12 protein-coding genes and 1 pseudogene are annotated in these 16,578 nt (G+C 38.5%); 7 read left to right on the plus strand and 6 right to left on the minus strand.

The window, feature by feature from the left end:
* Positions 1-316: 316 nt before the first annotated feature.
* Complete coding sequence (locus FZF09_RS00690) at positions 317-694, minus strand: DUF779 domain-containing protein (protein ID WP_158734651.1); 378 nt, start codon at positions 692-694, stop codon at positions 317-319.
* A gap of 209 nt (positions 695-903) precedes the next feature.
* Positions 904-2,424 carry an aldehyde dehydrogenase gene (adh, locus tag FZF09_RS00695; RefSeq protein ID WP_158734652.1) on the minus strand — a complete coding sequence of 507 codons (1,521 nt, stop codon included), beginning with the start codon at positions 2,422-2,424 and terminating at the stop codon, positions 904-906.
* A gap of 345 nt (positions 2,425-2,769) precedes the next feature.
* On the opposite strand from adh, the gene FZF09_RS00700 reads away from it, so the two are divergent.
* From FZF09_RS00700 to FZF09_RS00725, 6 genes are all read left to right on the plus strand, one after another.
* Positions 2,770-3,135, plus strand: coding sequence for a hypothetical protein (locus FZF09_RS00700; RefSeq protein WP_158734653.1), 366 nt, complete (start codon positions 2,770-2,772; stop codon positions 3,133-3,135).
* A gap of 15 nt (positions 3,136-3,150) precedes the next feature.
* A complete protein-coding gene (locus FZF09_RS00705) occupies positions 3,151-3,651 on the plus strand; it encodes a GNAT family N-acetyltransferase (protein ID WP_158734654.1) in 501 nt (166 codons plus the stop codon).
* Between the two features lie 375 nt (positions 3,652-4,026).
* Positions 4,027-4,797, plus strand: coding sequence for a nuclease-related domain-containing protein (locus tag FZF09_RS00710; protein WP_370514412.1), 771 nt, complete (start codon positions 4,027-4,029; stop codon positions 4,795-4,797).
* A 172-nt stretch (positions 4,798-4,969) separates the two neighbouring features.
* Complete coding sequence (gene rlmD / locus FZF09_RS00715) at positions 4,970-6,361, plus strand: 23S rRNA (uracil(1939)-C(5))-methyltransferase RlmD (protein ID WP_158734656.1); 1,392 nt, start codon at positions 4,970-4,972, stop codon at positions 6,359-6,361.
* A gap of 246 nt (positions 6,362-6,607) precedes the next feature.
* Positions 6,608-8,113: a 23S rRNA (uracil(1939)-C(5))-methyltransferase RlmD gene (gene rlmD, locus FZF09_RS00720; RefSeq protein WP_158734657.1), complete on the plus strand. Its 1,506-nt coding sequence runs from the start codon at positions 6,608-6,610 to the stop codon at positions 8,111-8,113.
* Positions 8,114-8,384: 271 nt separating this feature from the next.
* On the plus strand, positions 8,385-10,436 hold the full coding sequence (locus FZF09_RS00725) for a restriction endonuclease (RefSeq protein WP_158734658.1): 2,052 nt from the start codon (positions 8,385-8,387) through the stop codon (positions 10,434-10,436).
* Positions 10,437-11,000: 564 nt separating this feature from the next.
* Here FZF09_RS00725 and FZF09_RS00735 read toward each other — a convergent pair.
* The 4 genes and pseudogenes from FZF09_RS00735 to FZF09_RS00750 all read right to left on the minus strand — a co-directional run.
* Positions 11,001-11,108, minus strand: a pseudogene (locus FZF09_RS00735) (IS3 family transposase); the annotation flags it as partial.
* A 334-nt stretch (positions 11,109-11,442) separates the two neighbouring features.
* On the minus strand, positions 11,443-12,891 hold the full coding sequence (locus FZF09_RS00740; RefSeq protein ID WP_233269352.1) for a sugar porter family MFS transporter: 1,449 nt from the start codon (positions 12,889-12,891) through the stop codon (positions 11,443-11,445).
* Positions 12,892-13,203: 312 nt separating this feature from the next.
* A complete protein-coding gene (locus FZF09_RS00745; RefSeq protein WP_158734661.1) occupies positions 13,204-14,100 on the minus strand; it encodes a sugar phosphate isomerase/epimerase family protein in 897 nt (298 codons plus the stop codon).
* Positions 14,097-15,242, minus strand: a complete 1,146-nt coding sequence (locus tag FZF09_RS00750) for a Gfo/Idh/MocA family protein (protein WP_233269353.1) — start codon at positions 15,240-15,242, stop codon at positions 14,097-14,099. Before FZF09_RS00750 ends, FZF09_RS00745 begins: the two co-directional genes overlap by 4 nt.
* A 293-nt stretch (positions 15,243-15,535) precedes the next feature.
* Between FZF09_RS00750 and FZF09_RS00755 the strand changes: the two genes are divergently transcribed.
* Complete coding sequence (locus FZF09_RS00755) at positions 15,536-16,366, plus strand: helix-turn-helix transcriptional regulator (RefSeq protein ID WP_158734662.1); 831 nt, start codon at positions 15,536-15,538, stop codon at positions 16,364-16,366.
* The last annotated feature ends 212 nt before the right edge of the window (positions 16,367-16,578 follow it).

Genomic DNA, 16,578 nt, shown 5'->3' on the forward strand with positions numbered 1-16,578 from the left:
GCGATGGAGACAATAACACTACCAATGATAAACCAATGCATGAATAATCCAAACCCCTTTCTTCTAGCTTCACAACTCTTTACTATCTAAAAGAATAGTATGGTTTTTGAAAAAAATCAATGAAAAAAGAAAGAACGTTTACATTAAAAGTACTTCGTGTTTAATATTTCTGTTTTAGACCAGAATATGTATGTCTTCCTTAGGAGATTAACATTTAGTGAAATGCATTAGTAAGATAAAAACTTACATGTTTTTATGGAGTAGAAAAGGTGTTCTATAAGCTGAAAATGCTGCTTAGAACACCCTTTACATTTGATCAAGTTTGTGTCCTTTCTTCTTCCTGCAACGCCTTTCGTTCTTCTTCAGAATATACTCTAGATCGAGTTAAAAATCGTTTACCTTCCGGGCCTTCAAGAGAAAACATGCCGCCGCGTCCATCTACGACGTCAATAATGAGCTGCGTATGCTTCCAGTATTCGTATTGGTCTTTTGAAATATAAAAGGGCATTCCGCCAATCTGGCCTAAATACATATCACTGCTGCCTACTCTAAAATCTCCTTCCGGAAAACACATCGGAGAACTTCCGTCACAACAGCCCCCTGATTGGTGAAACATCAATGGGCCATGCCGCTCTTTTAATTTTTCAATCAATTCAAGGGCTCCATCGGTGGCTGTCACTTTTTCTACTTTCAAAGAAAGTCACCCTTTCCGTAAATAATCATAGGTGCGCCCTGATGAATGTGCTGGTCTGTTTCAGAAATTCTGCGCTGCGTTGTCAGGACATGGGCGCAGTCACAAGTATTATTAATAGTATTACCACACTATACCCGCTAAGATGAATGGTGTAACAGAAAAAGCAGGCGAGGGCAGTTATTAACTGCACCGGCCTGCAAAGAAAGATTTTAAAAGAAACCTAGAGCTTTGTCGCTGTAGCTGATCAGCAAGTTTTTCGTTTGCTGGTAATGATCAAGCATCATTTTGTGGTTTTCTCGGCCGATACCGGATTTCTTGTAGCCGCCAAAGGCTGCATGAGCTGGATAATCATGATAACAATTGGTCCAAACACGGCCGGCTTCAATTTCACGTCCGAAACGGTAAGCTGTATTAATATCGCGGGTCCAAATCCCAGCTCCTAATCCGTAAAGCGTATCATTTGCAACAGATAAAGCTTCTTCTTTTGTTTTAAAGGTTGCAACAGATAGGACAGGGCCAAAAATCTCTTCTTGGAAGACACGCATTTTATTCGAGCCTTTAAAAATAGTCGGCTGTACATAATATCCATTGGCAAGTTCTCCGTTTAGTTCGTTTTTGCCGCCGCCGGCCAGAACTTCGGCTCCTTCTTGTTTTCCTATATCAAGATAAGACATAATTTTTTCCATCTGTTCTTGAGAGGCCTGTGCACCCATCATCGTATCGGTATCAAGCGGATGTCCGGTTTTTATTGCTTCAACCCGCTGCAGTGCTCGTTCCATAAAGCGATCGTAAATCGACTCATGAATAAGGGCGCGGGAAGGACATGTACAAACTTCCCCTTGGTTTAAAGCGAACATGACGAAACCTTCAATTGCTTTATCAAGAAACTTGTCGTCTTCTCTCATCACATCTTCAAAAAAGATGTTCGGAGATTTACCGCCAAGTTCTAAAGTGACAGGAATAATATTTTCAGAAGCATACTGCATGATCAAACGACCGGTTGTTGTTTCTCCTGTAAATGCTACTTTTGAAATGCGGCTGTTTGAAGCAAGCGGCTTCCCGGCTTCTACGCCAAAGCCATTTACTATATTTAACACACCAGGCGGGAGAAGGTCTTTAATAAGGTCAAGCAGGACGTGAATGGAAGCAGGTGTTTGTTCTGCCGGTTTTAAAACGATGCAGTTGCCGGCTGCAAGTGCCGGAGCAATTTTCCAAGTGGCCATTAACAGCGGGAAGTTCCATGGGATAATCTGCCCGACAACGCCAAGCGGTTCATGGAAGTGATAAGCAACCGTATCATCATTAATTTGACTTATCGTACCTTCCTGTGTACGAATAACACCGGCAAAATATCTGAAATGATCAACGGCAAGCGGAATATCAGCATTTAATGTTTCACGTACAGCTTTTCCGTTTTCCCACGTTTCCGCAACAGCCAGCATTTCTAAATTTTCTTCGATACGATCAGCTATTTTATTTAAAATATTGCCGCGTTCGGCAGGCGATGTTCTGCCCCAGGCGTCTTTTGCCTGATGTGCAGCATCAATAGCAAGTTCCACGTCTTCTTCGGTAGAACGTGACATTTGACAGAAAACTTCCCCGGTGACAGGCGTAATGTTATCGAAATATTCGCCTTTTACAGGTGCTTTGTATTCGCCGCCGATAAAATTGTCGTATCGATCTTTAAAATTTACTAGACTTCCAGATGTATTAGGTGCATCATAACGCATTTTATTCTATCCCCTTTCTGTTTGTAGAAAAGTTGTTTTGAAGAAAAAGCACCAAACCTGCTAGATTGATAGACTGTAGACCTTCATCCCTCCTTGCATATTATTTGAAACCGTTTACACTTCATTATTTTACCATTATTGTAGAAAATTTTAAATATTTTATTTATACACGCACACCTGTAATGAATCTTAATTCGTTATTGAATATTTCTATATCAATTGCAAATCACTCAACTGAACCAGTGAAAGCAATTGAATTTTTCATTTGAAGGGAAGAATGTTTTTTCATATACTATAAGGAACCCTATCTAACAACTAGGACAACGAAGAAGGAGTACCATAAAAATGCTAAAAAGTATTTTGCAAGTGGTTTTTTTTATTGCGGTCGGTGCCCTGATTTTCAATGATTTTTTCCCGCATACTCCCTTTGCAGCTAATATATCAACTACAACCATTTTATTCATTATGGTTGTGACAATCATTGCGTCTGTTGCTGTTCCTTCTATTCGACGGGCGTTCAGCCCGTGGTCGAGCTTTCGTTTTAAATTAATATTAACCATTTATGTTGTCGCGCTTATTACAGGGTTCACGCTTGTTGGAGGATCATCAACCGCAGGGTTTGACCTGTATAGTCCATTATTCATTGTACTTGTTTTGCTGCAGACGTTTTTGTTGATTAACGAATATCGACGGCTAAATAAGCAGCAATAACATGGAGGTGTATTTTTGAGATATTCGTTTGAACGGTTGCAAAAGCAACATTGGCCTGAAGTAAAAGAAATTTATGAAATGGGAATAGAAACAGAGATTGCTACATTTGAAACGCAAGCTCCATCATGGGAAATCTGGTCAGCAACTCATGATCTCGTCTGCCGCCTTGTCGCGCTAAAAGAAGAAACCAATGAAGTGCTTGGGTGGGCCGCTATTTCACCTGTTTCCAACCGGGCGATATATGATGGTGTAGGGGAAACAAGTATATACATAAGAGGCGATATCCGCGGTCAGGGACTCGGGACAGCTTTATTGAAAGAATTAATAGCAGTAACAGAAAAGGAAGGCTACTGGATGCTTCAAGCTGGCATTTTTCCTGAAAATCGAAACAGCATTAAAATTCACGAAGGAGCAGGCTTTCGAAAAGTAGGTACACGTGAGCGGATTGGACAGTTGAATGGGGTATGGCGCGATGTTGAATTGTTCGAAAGACGAAGTGATGTAGTTGGGGTATAACCGATAAACGGTTGTACCCTCGTTTTGTTTTGGCATTATCGGCGGTTAGAGGGGTTTATCAGCGAAAAAATTGTCGGAATGAGCGAGAAATTTGTCACTTCAATCGAAAAATGGAATGTTATCATCGAAAAGGAAAATCAGCAACTCATGTCGAATAAAACACTCATCCAAGTAGAAAGAGAAGTGATAAATTGATCATCAAACCCCGAACGATGCCCCTCTACCTGCAAAAACTGAAAGCGCTGGAAAAAAGACTGCCACCAGACCATCCAAAGTGTTTCGTACTTGAAAAAGACGCAGCGAAATGGTTCGCTGGTTATAAAGGCGAACAGTCGATAGACTATCCACTAACTTTTCTCCCCTCACACCAGTTTTATATTCGACGGCTCCCATCACTTTCAGATCGATACGTTAATATTGTCTCCGTCCTTTTTTCTTATTTTAGAAGTGAAAAATATCTCCGGGACGTTAATTTTTGATGCAGATTTTACCCAATTTATACGAAAAGACGGGGAGAAAGAAGAAGCATTTCTTCATCCCCTGATCCAGGTCAGCAGGCAGCAAGCCCAGCTTTCCACTTGGATTCAGCAAAAGGATGCTTTCTCTGTTCCAATTGAAACACTAGTCGTTATCGGAAATAATCATTCTGTATTGAAACGAACAGGACAGAAAATGTATGAAAACGTAATACACGGGTCTCTTCTTCCTAATAAAATTAAGCACCTCCAACGTCACTACCCCAAATGGCTTCTTAGCCATTCCCAATTAGAGTCTCTTTCGATGTTATTGACTGAAGCCCACAATGATAGAAATCAAGATATCTTAAAACAATATGGAATAGATACTTCCCACGTAATAAAGGGAGTACAATGTCCAGAATGTTTTCACTTCTCTATGAATAGGAAGCACGGCAGCTGGCAATGCCCCTCGTGCGATCACCGTTCCAAAACAGCACACCTTCAAGCTCTCCGTGATTATTACCTGCTTTTTTCTTCGATGATTTCGAATAAGGAAGCAAGGATATTTCTAAATGTTTCATCTTCTCACACTGCAAAACGGATCCTGCAATCGCACGGTTTTACTCGGGTGGGAGTCTCAAACCGCGGGGCAAAATATGAGTTGAGGTTTGGGGAGGGGATTCGCTGATAAAGCTGCTTTTTTCGATTGAAGCGACATTTTTTTCGCTCGAACCAACGAATTTCTCGCTGATAACTGCAGCAAAATCGCTGATAAACTCCCAACCCAAGTTTAAAAAACCTTTTTTGTGATACAATGGCTCATATCTTAACTAGTACGGAAAAAGAAAGGGTCAGCATCAATGAAAAAGAAAAAAGCAGTCCAAGCACCGGTTCAAAAAAATGAAATGATCACCGCCGTGTTTGAAGACCTCACCCATGACGGGGCGGGGGTTGCCAAAGTCGACGGCTATCCGTTATTTGTGCCATACGGCATCCCTGGAGAAAAAGCAGAAATTAAAGTGATAAAAACAAAAAAAAATTACGGTTTTGGGAGATTAATGGAACGAATCGAAGAAAGCGAAGACCGGACCGATCCGCCTTGTCCGATTTATTACGAGTGCGGAGGCTGCCAGATCCAGCACATGACCTACGACGCCCAGCTTCGTTACAAGCAAAAGCAAGTCCAAGACGCTATAACCCGTATTGGCGGTCTGGAAAATGTGACGGTTTATCCTACTCTAGGCATGGATGATCCATGGCGCTACCGCAACAAAGCACAGGTGCCAATCGGAACAAGAGAAGACGGCCACTTAAAGGCCGGTTTCTATCAAAAACGCTCGCACCGCATTATTGACATGGAAGCCTGCATCATCCAGCAAAAAGAAAACGACGACCCGGTCCAGGCTGTAAAGGAAATGGCTGATAAATATAACATTAAAGCGTATGATGAAGAAAAACACCGCGGCACGCTCCGCCATGTCGTTACCCGCTACGCAAAAAATACCGATCAGCTCATGATCGTGCTTGTCACAAACGGTCCAGACCTTCCACATAAAAAAAATTTAATAGAAGAAATTCGAGAAGGCATTCCGAACGTCGCTTCGATCGTGCAAAACATCAATAACAAACGAACCAATGTAATATTTGGCGACAAAACGAATGTATTATGGGGCGAAGAATATATTTATGACACCATCGGCGACGTTAAATTCGCAATATCGGCACGCTCGTTTTATCAGGTAAATCCCGAACAGACGAAAGTCCTCTATGACAAAGCACTCGAATACGCAGAACTTCGCGGAGACGAAACCGTCATTGACGCATATTGCGGCATCGGCACCATTTCCCTGTTTCTAGCTCAAAAAGCTAAACACGTTTATGGAGTGGAAGTCGTGCCAGAAGCAGTATCCGATGCAAAGCGGAACGCTCGTTTAAATAAAATGGATAATGTCGATTTTGCCGTCGGAGAAGCAGAAGAAGTGATTCCCTGGTGGCACAAAGCACACGGCATCCAGCCCGATGTCATCGTCGTCGACCCGCCCCGAAAAGGCTGCGATGAAACACTATTAGACACCATGCTTTCCATGAAACCGGAACGCATTGTCTACGTATCCTGCAACCCAGCAACCTTGGCCAGGGATTTAAAGATTTTAGAAAAAGGCGGGTATGCAACGAAGGAAGTACAGCCTGTTGACATGTTTCCGCAGACTACACATGTGGAGAGTGTGGCTAAGGTAGTTTTAAATGTATAAACACATAATAAAGTCTTGCCATTTGAATAAACATTTGTGGAAATAGCAGCTTCTGGAATAATAAAGTTGTTGTTACCCGTTCGATTGCAGTGTTAGGGTGAAAAATTCAAGAGCTAATTGTTATTGTACAGACCAGTAAGCCGGAAGACTTAACTTCGCTTTTATATTTAGTACATTTTACTGCCAGCTTTGGGTAGTTTATAATGGAATGTCAAACAAAGTAAAAGAAAAGTTGGGTAGTACCTTATGACTAAACAAAAGAAACGCGGATATAAAAAATCCAGAAATAAACAATATCAATCTGAAAAACAGAATAGCAAACAACCTCCACCACAGAGCAATCGAAAAAATGTAAAATCCAATGGCAAGCCTAGTGTGTCCAATAAAAAAGGGCGTGGCCAGAATAGTGTAACCATAGAGGTAACTTGCTCAGGCCTGACAAGTGAAGGTAAAGGGATTGTCCAGTGGGAAGGGAAGCAGCTTGAGGTAGCGAATCTGTTGCCTGGTGAAACAGCTGAAGTGATCGTTTCCAAAAAAGGACGCTTTTTCAACACGGAGTTAAAGCGGTTGATTAACCCTTCAGAAGACCGTGCCCATCCACCATTCGCTTATTATCACGAGGGTACAGGATGTCAGATTCACCACATGAACGATCAGGCGCAAAAACGTTTCAAACAGAAAATCATAGATGAACTAATGAAGCCTTTTGGAAAGCCAGAGCCCATCATAACCATGGAACATCCGTATGGTTACCGGAATAAAAATGTTATGACATTCGGTTTGAATAAAAAGCGACAGATTATTAGTGGACTATACGCCGAAAATACTCATCAGATCATACCAATGGAAAGGTCCATCATCCATGATCCAAAAGCGGATGAGATTATTCAAACCATCAAGGGAATGATGAAGTCCTTTAAAATGCAGCCGTACAACGAAGACACTGGGCAGGGCTTTTTGCGGCACGTATTGATAAGGGTGGGAAAAATGAGCGGTGAAATCATGGTGGTAATGGTAGCCGCATCACCAGTGTTTAAGGGGAAGAATAATTTCGTTAAAGCACTAAGAAAGACTCATCCAGAAATTACGACCATACTGCTGAACATAAATGACAGGAATGACAGCATGGTGCTTGGCGATCAGGAAAAAGTGATATACGGCAAGGGAACCATAACAGACACCCTCTGTGGATTAGAATTCGAGATCTCAGCGAAGTCCTTCTATCAGATTAATCCAGTCCAGACAGAAAAGCTATATACAAGGGCTATTGAAATGGCAGAGCTAACTGGAGAGCAGACCGTAATAGACTCATACTGTGGAATCGGTACGATTGGACTGGTTGCAAGCAAGAGAGCTGGCAAGGTCATTGGCGTGGAGCTTAATAAAGGTGCGGTTCGTGACGCCATTCGTAATTCAAAGCGTAACGGCGTAAAAAATGCCCGATTCTATCAAGGTGACGCTGGAGAGTTCATGGTACAGATGGCGGAACGTGGTGAAAATGTAGATGTGGTATTTATGGACCCGCCTAGAAGTGGGAGCGACGAAGCTTTCTTGTCTAATTTGGTTAAACTCAAGCCGAAGCGGGTCGTGTATATCTCCTGTAACCCGGAAACGCAGGCACGTGATTTAAAGTATTTGGTGAAGAACGGCTATAAGGTTGGAGAGATTCAGCCTGTGGATATGTTCCCACAAACGGTGCATGTTGAGTGTGTGTCGCAGATAGTTTTAAAAGAAGAAGCAGGTTCCCAATAAGGGATTACCTGCTTCTATTCAATTCGTAGGTTATGACGGAAAGAAATTATGTTAGTTATTTAAGAATCTAAATACAAACGAATCTAATATATAATATAAAAAACTGAGTTGAATACTGATATAATTTCTTACAATGCGGGTATGGATGTTTTTGATAGAGGAATTAATAACTTCTTACAAACAATAAAAAATATGTTGACATTAATTAAAACATTAATGATACTTAGATTAAAAAATATTACATAATATTTAGAAGGGTGAGGAGTTTTATATGTACCTTATTGAGACATCGGAGTATCCTAATATAAGAGAGTGGGATACAAAAGTTTTCTCAATGCCGAAGATTCCACGTAGTTCAAATGGGTACCCAGAATCATTAAAAGTTATATTAACTGCACTCAAAGAAAATAAACCTTATACTAAGCCAATAGAAATTGAAGGTAGCAATAGAAAAGATACATTAGACCGTTTATTTGTTTTTTTGCGTCCTACTGGTATTGTTAAAAAAAGACTAAATGGCAATTGGGAAATGTCAGATGAAATTTCGAAATGGCTAGATTCAGGGGATAATTTATATTTAGCGGCTATTCTAAATGCTAATATTAGATTTTTTTCCGAGATTCTTCATATATTATCTAAAAATTCTGCTCAAATTCAAGAAATAAGAGAGATAGCGAAAAATGATTACAAATTGCCGTGGAAAGAGAAATCCGAAATACATAATAGGCTAGGTTGGCTAAGGGATCTAGAACTTGTCACGTATGAGGATTTTTCATACACATATAGTATCACTGAATTGGGTAAAAAATTTCTCAGCTTAGTAGGTTACTTTAATCATGAAAATATAGAGGTTGAACTCGATAGTACGGTAAATGAAGCAGAAGTGCCTATATCAAAGTGGGCATTAGAGTTATGTGATTTATCTGCTGAAGAAAAGTTACAAAGGAAAAACGGCCTTGGATATCTTCCAGGAAATGTACATGTAATGCATGAAACTGTTTATGACTATTTATTACTAATGGCTAATCCAACTGACATTACAAAAATAAATAATTATTCGAATGAAACTTACGGTATTAAAGACAGCTCGGTTAATTCACTATTAACGACACTATCTAATTTAGACTTTATTGAAAGAAAAACTAAAACACAGTACCAAACAACTAGCTTGGGTAATAAGTTCCCCACAGATAATTTTGAATTAGATTTTGCCTGTTGTGTTAATCGCAAATTTAACTTTGTATTTGAAATACTTGCTGAACTTTTTCAAGAAGAGTTAAGCCTTAAAGAACTTTCTACTAGAGGTAAAGTTTCTTATAATTTTTCGTATCAAGACCATACAGAACTTCGCAAAAGGTTACACATTCTAAAAGCGGCTAAATTAATTCAGGAGATTGGCACTGAATTGTATGGATTAACAATTCGTGGGTATAACTTCTATGAGTTAATAAAAGAACATGTTTCCTTAAATACCATAGAAAAATCACAAACTGATAGTTCTAAAATTGAATATGAGAACTCAAGTTATGTAGATAACTGTTTAAATGAATTAGAATTAGCATCTAAAGATTCTTCAAACCCAGAGCGTTTTGAAAAGGCCCTAGAGGTGGCATTTAGATTATTGGGGTTCAAAGTTGAACATTTAGGTGGTGCAGGAAAAACGGACATTCTTCTAAATGCACCAACAGCCCCCAAATTTGCATACTCTGTAACAGTGGATGCGAAATCAACTTATCATAGTGTGATTTCAGAAAGTTCAATTGATTTTGATACTATAGTTGAGCATAAAAACAAGCATGGAGCAAATTATGCTGTAATAGTGGGTATAAAATTTCAAGGCAAACGATTGATTGATCGAGCAAAAAATCGAGAAGTAGCTTTAATTGATGTTGACTCGTTGGAAAAATTAATTAGACATCATGTTAAAGTACCATTAAAATCAGATTCCTACAAGAAAATATTGGAACAGAGTGGCTTGGTAGACTTAAAAGTTCTTGAAGAAGACCGAAAAAAAATAACCAGAGAAGGACTTTTGCTTCGGGCAATAATCGAATGTTTATCTGAGCAAAGTAGTGATCCTTTTACTAAAGGAATTGTACAAGCTCGTGAAATCTATTTACTGTTGAAAAATAACCAACAATTTGATAATCCTCCTGATTTAAACGAGGTACAATTTATGCTAGAGTTTCTTTCTTCTCCATTAATTTCTGTCGTTGGAGCAGCAAAAGAAGGATATTATGCATTAGGTTCTATTGAGGACGCAGCACAAAAGTTTGATTTTTATTTAAAAGCTTGTAAACGTAGTAATAACATAAAGGGCTAAGTATATTTAGAACAGGAAGAACATGTTTGCACAACAACACATGGATGTAATTAATAGTCCACTTGCGTATAAACTCCATTTTGGAATAAGTATCGTCTATTAGATAATCTGGAACGTTTGTTTAATAGTACAAAGTTAGATCGTGATTCTTAGTATAGCAACACCGTAACAAAAAAATTTGATGCTTATATTGAATGTGTCTTACAGATAGTTTTAAAAGAATTCTATTAAATTTATGGTGCGAAAAAGCGATAGTGAATTCTTATCGTACCATCTTTCTTAACATCGATTCGATTAATCAATCGGTGTAAGATGTCAGAAGTTAGTTCATCAAAGTTAAGAAAGGTAAGAACCGACGATACCAATTCGTTCTTTTTCGCCAGTAAGCCATTAATCTAATTACTTTAAGTTTCAACATTATCACGATACTCTTCATGTGTAATAAGTTCATGAGCCAGCATATTGATATACTTTCTCTTTCTATCTTCAATATCTCCATTTGTTTTGTCACTTATGCCATCGTGACTATACAGGCGGTATGTCAACATTAAACTTGACAAATATTTAAAGGTTCATTGACTTATATTCAGCAAGTGTTAAGTAATCTAGTGATCCATGAATGCGAATGTTGTTGAACCAATGAATGTAATCAAAAAATTCAAGGTCAACTTCGTACTGGTCGGCCGTGTTGACAATGCTTTCACTAAAGCTAGAGAGACGTTTCCTCCCGCCTTCAGGGTTTCTAACGGGGACCGGGGCCAGTTTGAAGGCTGGAACTTTCAATATGTTAACTAGTTAAAAAGGAAGAAAATCGGTAGGAAATACATTTTTATTCATTTACACATCTTGATATCTAGGATGAACTTCAAGGCAGAGACATTACTAATATACATTAAAAGAAGGGACGCCCTTATAAGGCAGTTGTCACCGACTTATAGAACAGTCCCTTTCTTGGTGGGCGCGAGGGGAGGTATTTTTATAGTGAATATTCAAGTGGGAGGAAGTCTTAGGCTTCTATAACTTCTTTACTTTCGTTATTTTCTTTCCTCCAGATTTCTTCCAATTCCTCTAGAGTTTTACCCTTCGTTTCAGGAACCATTTTCCATATGAAGAACATAGCTAATAGACTAATAAAACCATAGATGGAAAAAATCATAGCACCAAAAAGTTCATTTAGTGGAGGGAAAGTGGATGAAATAGTTAAATTAGCTAACCAATGCAAAGCTACTGCAATGGACATTGCCTGGCCGCGTATACGATTAGGGAATATCTCAGAAACCAGGACCCACGTCACGACTCCCCAAGACATTTGAAAGCAGGCGACATACAATAAAATGAACACTAACGTTGTGATCCCAAAGATATCAAAAGATGCTAATGCTGAGACACTGAATAAGCTTATCGCACAGCCAATCGATCCTCCAATGAGTAATGGCTTTCTCCCCCAGCTATCAACAAACAAGATAGCCAATGCCATGAATATGACGTTTACTGTCCCAACAATAACTGTTTGGAACATAGAGGCCGCTTGGCCAGCACCCATTTCTTCAAAAATACGAGGGGCGTAATATAAAATAACATTAATCCCGATCAATTGCTGCAGTATTGCGATAGATATACCTATAAATATGACTAGTTTTCCATACGCAAAGATAGAAATTTTCCCTGTTGCTTGTTTATTCAATGAGTATTTTATTTCATCTAATATTTCTTGGGCCTTTTGTTTGGAACCGTTTACTTTCTCTAGTATAACAAAGGCTTTATTATAATCCTTTTTACTAGAAAGGTACCTCGGGGTTTCTGGAACAAAAAACAGTAATACAAAAAATAGCAAGGCAGGCACCGTTTCAGAAGCAATCATATATCTCCAGCCAATATCATCGATCCAGGCCGAACTTTGCCCAGTTACAATCATTAAGTTCACTACATATACTAATCCTGCACCAATCCCTATAGATAGTGTATATAGGGCCACAAACTTTCCACGACTTTGTTTAGGTGTTATTTCACTAATGTAAACAGGAGCTATAGCCGAAGCCATTCCTACTCCTATACCACCCAATATCCTGTAAAGGTTGAACATGAGCAGTAAATTGAAGGTTGGGTTATCGATAGTAAAAAATAACAGCTCAGGATAAGCACTACCTAATGCAGATATGAGAAACAAGATTGCAGCTAGAATTAATGTATTTTTTCTTCCTATTTTATTTGCGAGGAAACCGGAAATCATGCCACCTAACACACACCCTAATAGAGCACTAGAAACGGTTACCCCATGAGCAAAGGATCCAAGCCCCAAACCATCGATTAAGTACTTTTGGATAGATTGTTCTGCACCGGATATAACGGCTGTATCATACCCGAAAAGAAGGCCGGCTAATGCAACAGTTAAGACAACTGTAATGATATATCTGTTATTTTGCCTCTTATTGTTTATTTCCGAATGTACTTTCAATTTTATCCCCCCCATAACTTAAGTATTAAGCGCTTTCATTAAAGTGAAGAAACAACGGGAATTGATATTAAGATATTGCTCTGTAATTCTTAATTAAACTATAGGACAGCTTTATTGATAGCAGCTCTATCTTGGATATATGAAGTAGGTGGATTAAGTATATTGTTATAACTTAACAAAACAAACATGTAATTTGAATGGATGGAATTTAGTTTAAAGTACGTCTTTAACCAGCTTGAAAATATAAAGTAGTTTACAAGAAGTACTTAGTCTCTACCAAGTACTTCCTGTATAAATCTTTAGGCAAGCTCTCTAGATATTCATATATTCTTTTCGAAACAAGGTCTCTAAATAATCATACGTTCTTTTTGCAATTGGAAAAGGTTTATCAAACGGAGCGGGATACATATCTTGTTCCACAATTGCCCAACCATCAAAGTCAATATCTTTTAATACTTGGGCAAACGCTTCAAAATCAACAACCCCTTTTGCCGGTTCGCACATGACGTCTTCACTAACCGCTTTGGCAAAAGACCATCCTTCTTTCTGCATTCTGTCTCTCACTTCAAAATCACAGCTTTTAAGATGCAGGTATGGTATTCTGGAGTGGTGTTTTCGTATAAAGGCTACCGGGTCACCATCTGTATAAGCGTGATGGCCTGTATCTATACAAAGGTTAATATCACTATCTCTTAACAACCTTTCCATTTGTTCCTCTGTCTCGATATGACTTTGTGCATGTGGATGAAAAACAACTTCTAACCCATATTGAGATTTTGCGTGGTCTTTCATTTTATCGATGTTGCTGACGAATTGTTTCCATTCTTCTTCATTTAAATCTGGAGAGCGGACAAGTTCTCCCGTGAATAAATCTGTATAGCATTCATCAATCAAAACCACATATTGAGCAGTCGGAAACTTTAATTGCAGTTCGCTCATTTCATCGAGTAATGCTATCATCTCATCCGTTTTTGTATTAGAGGTCAAATCGCCAACTAATGTCGTAGCTGTTAATGTTAAATTCCTTTTTTCTAATTCTTCCTTTAATTTACTATACTCGTTTGGAAGATACCCCCATGGGCCGAGTTCGACCCCTTGATACCCTGCTTTCTCCATCTCATCTAAACATCTTTCCCAGGGGATTTGCTTTTCATTTTCTGGAAACCATACTCCCCAAGAATCTGGTGCGGTGCCTACTTTAACATTCATACGGTAACTCCTCCTTTTTTACTAACATCAATCCACTTCTTCTCTTTGGCAGATTTCAGGATAGCATCTACAGTCTTATCAATGCTTGCTCCAAATTCAAAATCGCAAACATATGGAGTGTCATTTGATAAAGCTGATAGCAGCTCATGTGCCTCTAACACTTTCATATCGTTATAACCCATTGCATTTCCTGCAGTAGGATAAAAGGCATTATACCCTTTGTGTTCGGGGCTTAGAAACACTTGTCGAAAACCTCTGTCCGCAGCGTTATCAGAAGCAAAATATATATTCACTTCGTTCATTCTTTCAAGGGAATAATAAACTGTCCCTTCCGTTCCCTGAATTTCATATGTTAAGAAGTTCTTTCTCCCAGCAGCAACTCTGCTTGATGATATCGTTCCCAACGCATCATTTTCATAGTTTGCAAGGATGGATATTACATCGTCATTCTCTACTGCAGCCAATTCAGAGGATCCTTCTTTTACCGGTCTGTCTTTAATTACTATTTTTGATAGTGCATTGACACTTTGAATATTGCCAAGGATAAATTGTGAAATACTAAGCAAATGTGAACCAAGGTCGCCTAATGCTCCAGAACCAGAAAATTTATTAATGTGGCGCCAGGAAATAGGGATCGATTCGTCCAATAATCCATCTTGGTCATACGTTCCAGTAAATTTGACAATCCTGCCTAATCTTCCTGAATCAACAAGCTCTTTGATATACGCGTTAGCTGGATTCATCACATTGTTATAACCAACATAATTGACAAATCCTTTTTGTTTAGCGAGCTCTGCCAGTTCTACTGATTGTTCAGCAGTTAAGGTTAACGGTTTTTCACAATATACATGTTTTCCGTTCTCTACTGCAGCTTTTGCTATTTCATAATGAAAGGCGTTTGGCGTTGCAATATCAACGACATCCACCTTCTTATCTGTAACAATGTCTTTCCAGTCTGTTGTGTACCTTGAAAAGCCTAATTGTTCGCTTGCATTTTTTGCTGCATTTTCATTCACATCAGATACCATTTCAAAAACGGGTTTACCATAGTCAGGGCCAAAAGCCATTAAGGCGTTTACGAAAGCATTCGTATGAGCTTTTCCCATCCATCCTGCTCCCACAAGTCCAATTCGTACGTCCACATAATCACTCCTTATATGTAATATTGTTTCAGTGAATGTACTGCAAGTTTATATAATATTGAAAACGTTGTCATTAAAGTAAATTGCTGATTAGTTTAGAAATATTGCTTTTTTATTTTGTTGATTAAGAATTTGGGCGTCATTATAATATTGGAAACTGCAGGGAATTAACTCTTGTATGAAAAGTAATGGAAGGTATAGCATCAATTTATTGCTAAAATTGAGTTATAATAAAAGAATGCAAAACACGTGTTAAACTGAAACCTAACTATGTAACAAAATGGGGGGAGAAGATGTACGAAAAGGGAGTATTACCAACATCGCAAATGTACTTTTTTTCACCGAGTGAAATGGCAAAACAGGCCTTGTACTATCTCATATATGCTGGTGATTTTTATACGACTGCGGATTACTATATAAACCGCGATAATTGGAATAGCTATTTAATAATGGTGGTGGAGGAGGGGGAAATCCAAGTAGAGTTTGATGGGAATAGATATATTGCTAATAAAAATTCGCTGGTGTTGTTAAATTGCTATAAACCTCATATTTATTTTTCAAGAGGCTCTTGTCATTTTAAATGGTTTCATTTTACTGGAAACGCAAGCGATTATTATTACGAACATCTTTATGAAAAGCATGGATGTATATTTGAGGGGATTGAAAACACATTTTTACACCAATTGATGGATACATTAATAGATCTCAGCAGGGTTAAAAACATAAATGAAGAGCTTATATCTATTAAAATCAGTCAAATGTTGTATGAATTAAATAACGTAAACGCGAATAAGAAAATGGACGGTACCGATATCATTGAAAGGGCAGTATCTTTCTTAAAAGATAATTTTCAGGATAGTATTACCCTGGATGATATTGCTTCAGAAGTGAACTTAAGCCCTTATTATTTTTTGCGTGTTTTTAAAAAAGATATGGGAGAAACCCCCATTCACTACCTTATACAGCTCCGACTAAATGAAGCTAAATATTTATTACATAATACAGATTTAAGCGTTGCGGAGATTGCTTTCAAATGTGGATTCAATAGTGAATCACATTTTATAACAACTTTCAAAAAGAACAACATGCTGACACCAAGCCAATTTAGGGGGATCAGATTTTAATTTACAGTGACAGTGAAGCATACACTAGACCGCAGCAGGCACTTAAACATCCAGACAATGTACTGACGGTAACCGCTTCAGTTACATCTTTTTATCCGTCTATATTGTGATCTTTATGTCGCTAGGGATTGCAATTAACGTATTTATCGCTCAATGTTTAGGAGGAAATCAATTTCGGAAAGGCGAATGAGTAAAGGAGCACATGCGAACTG

It is taken from the genome of Alteribacillus sp. YIM 98480 (assembly GCF_009765375.1).
In the GTDB taxonomy this organism is placed as follows: domain Bacteria; phylum Bacillota; class Bacilli; order Bacillales; family Marinococcaceae; genus Alteribacillus.